Annotated in this window: 11 protein-coding genes and 1 pseudogene; 2 read left to right on the forward strand and 10 right to left on the reverse strand. The window is 54.6% G+C overall.

The features are described from left to right. Window positions 1-390: 390 nt before the first annotated feature. Window positions 391-1236 (reverse strand): sensor histidine kinase, encoded by an 846-nt coding sequence (locus B2Q61_RS09485; RefSeq protein ID WP_290615540.1) that lies wholly within the window; start codon window positions 1234-1236, stop codon window positions 391-393. Between the two features lie 130 nt (window positions 1237-1366). Between B2Q61_RS09485 and B2Q61_RS09490 the strand changes: the two genes are divergently transcribed. Continuing rightward, window positions 1367-1648 (forward strand): helix-turn-helix domain-containing protein, encoded by a 282-nt coding sequence (locus B2Q61_RS09490; protein ID WP_290616030.1) that lies wholly within the window; start codon window positions 1367-1369, stop codon window positions 1646-1648. Here the strand turns inward: B2Q61_RS09490 and B2Q61_RS09495 are convergent. From B2Q61_RS09495 to B2Q61_RS09510, 5 genes and pseudogenes are all read right to left on the reverse strand, one after another. Beyond that, a complete protein-coding gene (locus B2Q61_RS09495; protein WP_290615541.1) occupies window positions 1626-1811 on the reverse strand; it encodes a hypothetical protein in 186 nt (61 codons plus the stop codon). The two genes, B2Q61_RS09490 and B2Q61_RS09495, sit on opposite strands and share 23 nt — an antisense overlap. Before the next feature lie 185 nt (window positions 1812-1996). Then, entirely contained in the window at window positions 1997-2395 is a 399-nt protein-coding gene (locus tag B2Q61_RS09500) for a VOC family protein (RefSeq protein WP_128352385.1), read from the reverse strand. 43 nt (window positions 2396-2438) lie between these two features. Continuing rightward, entirely contained in the window at window positions 2439-3548 is a 1110-nt protein-coding gene (locus B2Q61_RS09505; protein ID WP_003291553.1) for an S-(hydroxymethyl)glutathione dehydrogenase/class III alcohol dehydrogenase, read from the reverse strand. Between the two features lie 59 nt (window positions 3549-3607). After that, window positions 3608-3820, reverse strand: a pseudogene (locus B2Q61_RS17785) (metal-sensing transcriptional repressor). 60 nt (window positions 3821-3880) lie between these two features. Then, window positions 3881-4624 carry an SDR family oxidoreductase gene (locus B2Q61_RS09510; RefSeq protein WP_012218029.1) on the reverse strand — a complete coding sequence of 248 codons (744 nt, stop codon included), beginning with the start codon at window positions 4622-4624 and terminating at the stop codon, window positions 3881-3883. Between the two features lie 99 nt (window positions 4625-4723). Here B2Q61_RS09510 and B2Q61_RS09515 point away from each other — a divergent pair, with 99 nt between their 5' ends. Further along, window positions 4724-5683 carry a LysR family transcriptional regulator gene (locus B2Q61_RS09515; protein ID WP_290615560.1) on the forward strand — a complete coding sequence of 320 codons (960 nt, stop codon included), beginning with the start codon at window positions 4724-4726 and terminating at the stop codon, window positions 5681-5683. 61 nt (window positions 5684-5744) lie between these two features. Here B2Q61_RS09515 and B2Q61_RS09520 read toward each other — a convergent pair whose 3' ends face one another. Genes B2Q61_RS09520 through B2Q61_RS09530 form a run of 4 tightly spaced genes read right to left on the reverse strand, consistent with a single transcriptional unit; the run spans window position 5745 to window position 7378 of the window. Next, window positions 5745-6116 (reverse strand): CBS domain-containing protein, encoded by a 372-nt coding sequence (locus B2Q61_RS09520; RefSeq protein WP_290615562.1) that lies wholly within the window; start codon window positions 6114-6116, stop codon window positions 5745-5747. Then, the gene (locus B2Q61_RS17805) at window positions 6095-6304 is read right to left on the reverse strand and encodes a CNNM domain-containing protein (RefSeq protein WP_414631481.1); all 210 of its coding nucleotides are present in this window, start codon (window positions 6302-6304) and stop codon (window positions 6095-6097) included. The genes B2Q61_RS09520 and B2Q61_RS17805 overlap by 22 nt, the downstream gene beginning before the upstream one ends. Then, window positions 6298-6468, reverse strand: a complete 171-nt coding sequence (locus B2Q61_RS09525; RefSeq protein WP_290615564.1) for a hypothetical protein — start codon at window positions 6466-6468, stop codon at window positions 6298-6300. The genes B2Q61_RS17805 and B2Q61_RS09525 overlap by 7 nt, the downstream gene beginning before the upstream one ends. Window positions 6469-6481: 13 nt before the next feature. Further along, on the reverse strand, window positions 6482-7378 hold the full coding sequence (locus B2Q61_RS09530) for a LysR family transcriptional regulator (RefSeq protein ID WP_290615566.1): 897 nt from the start codon (window positions 7376-7378) through the stop codon (window positions 6482-6484). Window positions 7379-7475: the final 97 nt, after the last annotated feature.

Here is a 7475-nt window from a genome sequence, read left to right on the forward strand (position 1 = left end):
TAGCTCGTCGGGCTCATAACCCGAAGGTCGTCGGTTCAAATCCGGCTCCCGCAACCAACATTTAAGCCTACTTTATGTAGGTTTTTTTGTGCCTGTTATAAGCCCTCGGGCTCCTCTTTATAACCGCGGGGCGAAGGTCTAAATCCGGCTCCCGCAACCAACATCTAAGCCTACTTTATGTAGGTTTTTTTGCGCCTGTTATAAGCCCTCGGGCTTCTCTTTATAACCGCGGGGCGAAGGTCTAAATCCGGCTCCCGCAACCAACATCTAAGCCTACTTTAGGTAGGTTTTTTTGTATCTGAAACTCAGAAACCCAAAGGTCGTCGGTTCCTTCTCACAAAACTGGCTTTGTATTTTCTGCGCTATTTCTTCAATTGTCTTATTCTACTCTTAAGAACCTACATTTTTTCGGTATTTAACCACTATTCTTACCGGTAACGTAATAGTGAACGTAGTGCCATGATCGGGCTGGCTCTCGCATATTATGCTGCCTTTAAGCTGCTGGGTGACAAGATTATAAACGATGCTAAGCCCCAGACCACTACCACCGTTTTGCTGTGCCGTTGTATAAAATGGCTCGAAAATTCGTGCTAATACCGCTTCAGACATCCCCACACCATTATCCCGGTATTGAATCTGCAGCTGGCCATCACTCAGAATGCTGTACTCAATGACAATCGATTGCGCTTGTTTAGTTTTAAAGCCGTGTTGCAGTGAATTTAAAACCAGATTAGTCAGGATCCGACTAAAACTTCCGGGATAGCTTTGTAGTACCAGAATTTTGTCACCTTTTATGTCAGGTTTTACGTCGTAGTCGCTCAGTTCATAACGCAAACTTAACAAAACCTGTTGCAGATAGTCATACAATATAAAATTGCGGCGTTGCTCACTGGACTGATCGACCGCTACTGCTTTGAAACTCTGAATGAGCTCATCAGCCCTTCTTAAATGCTGGCTGAGCCGGCTAATGTTAACAGTGGATCCCTGTAAATAGTTTTCGAAAACAGATCGTTTCAGTACGTTGTTTTGCATCGCCTGACCAATAAGCAGGTGTTCTTGCTGTAAGGCATCAGCAGCCTCAAGACTTTTTGTAACAGGCGCCGTAATTTCTCGGGCTACTCCGGCCACCAAAATACCAATTTGAGATAACTTCGCCGATTCAATCAGCTGCTGCTGCATTTTTACTAACTCAGTATTGGTATCATTTAACTCTGTTACTGCCTGTTGTAATTGCATAGTACGTGTTGCAACCCTGCCCTCTAAATAGCTGTTCCAAATAGTAGATCACCCGAGGAAGGGAACTCAATGCGGTTTGCGCGATCTGATCAGTCGCCAAACAAAACCAAAGACACCAACCGCATTGAGTATGAATACGTTACCATTTTTTACACCACAGGCGCTGTACCGCCTTAAAAAAATAGTGCAGTGGAACCCAAACAGGCCGCTGGCACGCAGAGCAAACGCCATTTTGTTGTGGGCTCAGGGGAAACCCAAAGCTGAGATTGCCAGATTGCTACAGGCTGCAAGATCCAGTGTAAATCGTTGGATTAAGTGGTATCTCGCTGATGACCTTGATGGGCTACAAGCAGATTTGCCTGGGAAGAAAGTGCGTTTCCCACCGACATTTATCGGTCGCCTTCGGTCATGAAAGAGAGCTGCAATATACCGCGGGGGGCCTCAAGCAACAGATGCGGGCGCGCATGCACTTCACCCACGGCTGCAGCACGATCGGCATAGGCCGGCATGCCGTACACGGTGGCGGTCGGGGTGGGTTGTACGGTCGTCGTATTGATATTGGCCGGCTCTTTCATAACGACCTCATTTCTCATTGGTTGAAAAGCACGCTTCAAAACAAATGCCCGCAGCCATGCGTTTCACACATGGCTGCGGGCCGATCTTCATGAGCAGGCACCGCGCTACACGTTCCGTCTAACAGGCTCGCCGTATAATAGAGGCTTGTGCTGACCCTGTCAGAACGCTCTCAGCTTCCTTGCTTTCAGACGAAGGTGTACGAGCAGACCTTGTTGCCCGCCGGATCACGCAGGTAGGCCGCATAGGCACCCGGCAGGTGACCACGTGCGCCAGGTTGGCCCTCGTCAGTGCCGCCTGCGGCAAGGCCGGCGGCGTGGAAGGCATCCACTTCAGCGGGAGTGGCGGCCGCAAAGCCGATCGTCACGCCGTTGCTGGAAGGCGCTTCACCATTGCCCGGGCGGGCGATGATGAAAGCCGGCTTTTCGCGACCGAAAAGTACCCATCCGTTGTTGAAAGGACCGAGGTTCTTGATGCCAAGAGCACCCAGAGCGGCGTCGTAGAACGCGACCGACTTCTGAAGGTCGGCAGCGCCGATAAAGATGTGCGAAAAGATGTCATCGCCAGAAATGACAGGAGTGGACATGATTAATTTCCTTGGTGGTTGGTGTTGAATGGGTAGTGGGCGGTCAGTAGTGGATCACCGTGCGAATCGACTTGCCTTCATGCATCAGGTCGAAGGCCTTGTTGATGTCGTCGAGGCCCATGGTGTGGGTGACGAACGGGGCGAGATCGATCTCGCCTTTCATTGCGTCCTCCACCATGCCGGGAAGTTGAGTGCGGCCCTTGACCCCGCCGAAAGCCGAGCCCTTCCAGGTGCGACCGGTGATCAACTGGAACGGGCGCGTCGAAATTTCCTTGCCTGCACCAGCCACGCCGATGACGATCGACTGGCCCCAGCCACGATGTGCTGCTTCCAGTGCCGAGCGCATCACGTTGACGTTGCCGATGCACTCGAAGGTGTGATCGACACCCCAACCGGTCATCTCGATGAGAACCTCGTGAATCGGCTTGTCGAAGTCCTTCGGGTTGAGGCATTCGGTCGCGCCGAAGGTACGAGCCAGCTCGAACTTCGCTGGATTGGTGTCGATGGCGATGATGCGACCTGCCTTGGCCTGGCGTGCCCCCTGAATCGCAGCGAGCCCGATGCCGCCGAGGCCGAAGATGGCCACAGAGTCACCCGGCTGAACCTTGGCCGTGTTGTGAACAGCGCCGATGCCGGTGGTCACACCGCAACCCAGCAGGCAGACATGCTCGGGATTGGCGTCCGGGTTGATCTTGGCCAGCGAGACTTCGGCCACCACCGTGTATTCGCTGAAGGTCGAGCAGCCCATGTAGTGGTAGATCGGCTGGCCGTTGTAGCTGAAGCGGGTGGTGCCATCGGGCATCACGCCCTTGCCCTGGGTGGCGCGCACCGCCACGCACAGGTTGGTCTTGCCGCTCTTGCAGAACAGGCACTCACCGCACTCGGCGGTGTACAGCGGGATCACGTGGTCACCCGGCTTGACCGAGGTCACGCCCTCGCCGACCTCGACCACTATGCCGGCGCCCTCATGGCCCAGCACCGCCGGGAACACGCCTTCCGGGTCCTCGCCCGACAGGGTGAAGGCGTCGGTATGGCAAACGCCGGTATTCGTGATCCTGACAAGCACCTCGCCCTTGCGCGGCGGCTCGACGTCGATCTCGACGATTTCCAGTGGCTTTCCAGGCCCGAAGGCAACTGCTGCACGTGATTTCATAATGTCGCTTCCTATATTAGCTAACTAAATTTTCCCTCACCGAGGGCACCCTGGTGCCTCTACCGCAGGTAGGAGCGGACGATGGAGATGGTCTCGTCAATGGACTTGTTCTGCGAATCGCTCCTGGGAAACTCTTCCCGTAGATAGCTCTCCAGAACCGTTGCCATCTATCTGTTGACAGCTCTTCGAACAGCCGCAAGCTGCTGAAGAATTGCAGGGCATTAAGCACCTGCATCGAGCGCTTGCTTCTTTTCTTCCGGGGCATGTGGCACTCACCGCTTTTCACTCCAGATAAGCGGGGCCTGACGCCGAAGAGACAGGCCCTCAACTCATTAGAATTCCTGCACGGTTGGGCGCAGAACGATCTCGTTAATATCCACGTCAGCAGGCTGCTCAATTGCGAAGGCGATAGCTCGAGCGACCGATTCGGCGGGAATTGCATGCTTGTAGAAGTCCACCACGAAATCGCGGCTCTGTTGGTGGGTGCTGCCGAATTTCAGTTCGGAGTCCACGGCGCCCGGTTCGATAGTCGTGGTGCGGATGCTGCCACCGACTTCGTGACGCAGTCCTTCGGAGATAGCCCGCACAGCAAACTTGGTGCCGCTGTACACGGTGCCACCTGGGCTGAACACTTTCAGGCCTGCAACCGATGCGATGTTGATGAAGTGACCACTGTTTTGTTTCTGGAAGACTGGCAATGCAGCCGCGACTCCGTACAGCAGACCCTTGATGTTGATATCGATCATGCGATCCCACTCGTCAGTGCGAGTATCGCTGAGCGGTGCAATCGCCATCAGTCCGGCATTGTTGATCAGTACATCAATGCGACCGTAGGTGTCCACGGCACCTTGAATGAGTGTTTTGACCTCTTCCTGAGAGGTGACATCGGTCTGATACGCGATTGCCTGACCACCTGCATTGGTCAGCTCAGCCACCAATGCGTCGAGTTTATCTTTGCGGCGTGCAGCCAGCACTACGCGAGCGCCAAGCGCAGCAAGGTGGCGTGCAGTAGCCTCACCCAGGCCGCTGCTGGCACCGGTGATAACGACAACTTTTCCAGAAATGTTATTGCTCATGCTAAGAACCTCATCGGTGGTTTTATACTTCGCCATGGTTGGTTAACCTGGCAGTTTGTATACTATAGACCCATAATTGATCTCAAAAAATGAAAATAATTGGATTATGCTATTCCTGAAAATGGAATAAATGGGAGGGGCAACATGCTTAATCGCATGGAGATGGTCAGGATTTTTTGCACAGCAGCAGAGGCAGGTAGCTTCCGCGAAGCGGCAACTCGATTAGGCATCTCCCCACAAGGGGTGACTCGAGCCATTCAAGCCCTGGAAACTGAGCTTGGCGAATCACTGTTCCACCGCAATACCCGCCAGGTGAGCATCACTGCTTTCGGTCAGGATTACGCCAAAGATGCCAGGTCAGCTCTGGATCATTTCGATACGCTATTCCGTTCGCACAGGACGAAGCCTGAGCTGTCAGGTAGGGTGGGAATTACGGCTCCACATGCTATTGGCAGGCGCTTCCTAATACCGTTTCTTCAGCCCCTGGCCGCTGCACATCCTGACCTGCAATTCGATCTCCGCTTGGAAGATCAGATGACTGATGCTGTTGAGGCGCATATCGATATTGGTATCAGGGTGGGGGGTATTCGCGACCGGCGCTACGTTGCACGAGCCTTAGCACCCGTGTCGTTTTACGTTGTCGCGTCCCCGTCTCTCATAGGCCAAAAGACACCACCTGAATCTTTGGATGCCTTAGCTAAGCTGCCACTTTCAGTCCTGATCGACCGGAAAAATGGCCGCCCTTGGCCTTGGCTATTTGCCGACGGGCAAACGTTCACGCCCAGGCAGCCAGCGCTTATCTGTGATGATCCAGATACGGAATTGGAAGCCACCCTGGCAGGCATGTGTTTTGGCCAAATTCCTGCCTATCTGGCTGAGCCTCATCTGCGGTCAGGAAAGCTGGTTGCTGTTTTGGCTGATCTCGCTCCAGCGCCATGGGATCTGTTCATATACCGCCCGCAGCAGGGTCCTGTATCGAAGCGGGTGCGATTGGTGTATGACCACCTTAAGCAGGCTTTCTCAAACCCCAAGCTATTTCCCCAGGGCCTGGGGAAATAGCCAGGACACGCCCGATCATTTGCACACCGGCGTTCTGCTCAAGGGCTGACCAAGGAGCCGGCTAGGAGGCGGTCGCAAGGGGCAATATGCGTTCCAGTATGTCGGCGAGCGTTACCACCCCTTTCAACTGTCCGTCTTGCATGACCACGGCAAGCTGAACGCTTGACTTGCGCATGAGCGCCAGTGACTCATAAACCGGCGTTTTAGCGTCCAGAACGAAAACCTGGCGAGCGATTTCCCGCGCCGGACGCGTATCAGGCTCAAGCAGCGTATCGCGCAAATGAACGACCGGAGGCAGCTTGTCGCTGGCGCCGAGAATCAGGATGCGCAGATGACCTGACTGGGCGGCGATGGCACGTACATCCGCTACGGACGCATCGAACTTGACGTGGACCGGGATAGCGTCACTCGTTACCAGCTCTTCGATCGGCAAGGTACCGAGATCAATAAGACTGGAGATTTGCTGCTGAAGGCTTGGCTGGAGCGTTCCGGGTGAGCAATCGCCAAGGATTTCGGTGCCATCTCGCCAACGACCAGGTGCAGGAAAGTCACCACGAAGAGCGCAAACGCGAAGGACGCACCACCCGCAGCCCACTCGGGAACACCCCAGACGATCAGCAGTGGGCCGAGCCAGTTGTCGACAGCAGACCTGTCACGGTGATGCCCAACTGGGCACCCGACAGCATGAAGCTGGTCCGTTTCGTCACTTCAAGCGCGCGCTTGGCGGAGGCATCACCCAGGTCGTCGATGAGTGCACCCAGCCCGGCGCCGGATAGCGCAGACATTGATTTTCGTGCGTTAGAGAGGGCCTCGCTGCCCAAAAGCCTCACGCGCAAACTCCAAGAAGCTGCGCAGCTTTGGAGTCATTCTTTGGTCAGGGGCATAGAGGATGTGCATGGCGGTATTCGGCACCGGGTACTGCGGCAACAGGCGCACCAGTGTCCCATCGCGCAGTGCATCGCTAACCAACTCTATCGGTTGTAGAACCACACCTAGACCAGCTACAGCCGCTGCCAGCAGTGGATCACCTTGATTGATCGTTAATTTGCTTGTAATAGGAACATCTATACGCCCCTCCGGGCTGTCGAAGCTCCAGTGTGAGCGGCCATCAGAATAGGTAAACCCCAGACACTCCTGCTGCTGTAGATCCCACGGATTGATGATGGGAGGACGACGTGCAAGATAGGACGGCGCAGCGCATAAAACCATCTGATAGGGCTCCAGTGGCACTGCCTTCAACCCACTGCTCACCAGCTCGCCGATGCGAAATACCACGTCGTAACCATCATCAACGATATCGACCAGTTCGTTCGATAACATTAGGTCAACAGACACCTGAGGATACCGAACCATGTATTCCAGCAGGCGTGGCGAAAGCGTGCGAATTCCGAACGTGACCGGCGCGTTGATGCGAAGGCGGCCGCTTGGTGTGCCCCGAGTGAGGGCAGCCAGGTTCTCGGCAGACTGCATGTCTGCAAGGATCAGTTTTGCTCGCGGGTAGAACGCCCTGCCGAAGTCGGTGAGGCTTTGCCTGCGCGTAGTCCGGTGCAGCAGGGAAACCCCCAGATGTTGTTCGAGCATTTTCACCTGTTTCCCTACCAATTGAGGGGACAGATTCAGGTCGTCCGCAGCGGCGCTGAATGAACCCAGCTCAACTGTTTTGACGAACGTGGCCATCTGGGTCAGGCGATCCATTATAAACACTCTGTTTCTAGTAATACGCCATCGTAGGCCTTTATCTAGCGCCATTCAATGACTAAGATTTTGTCACCTTTCGAGTGCCCGGATACCT

Source organism: Arsukibacterium sp. UBA5043, from assembly GCA_002415085.1.
In the GTDB taxonomy this organism is placed as follows: Bacteria; Pseudomonadota; Gammaproteobacteria; order Enterobacterales; family Alteromonadaceae; genus Alishewanella.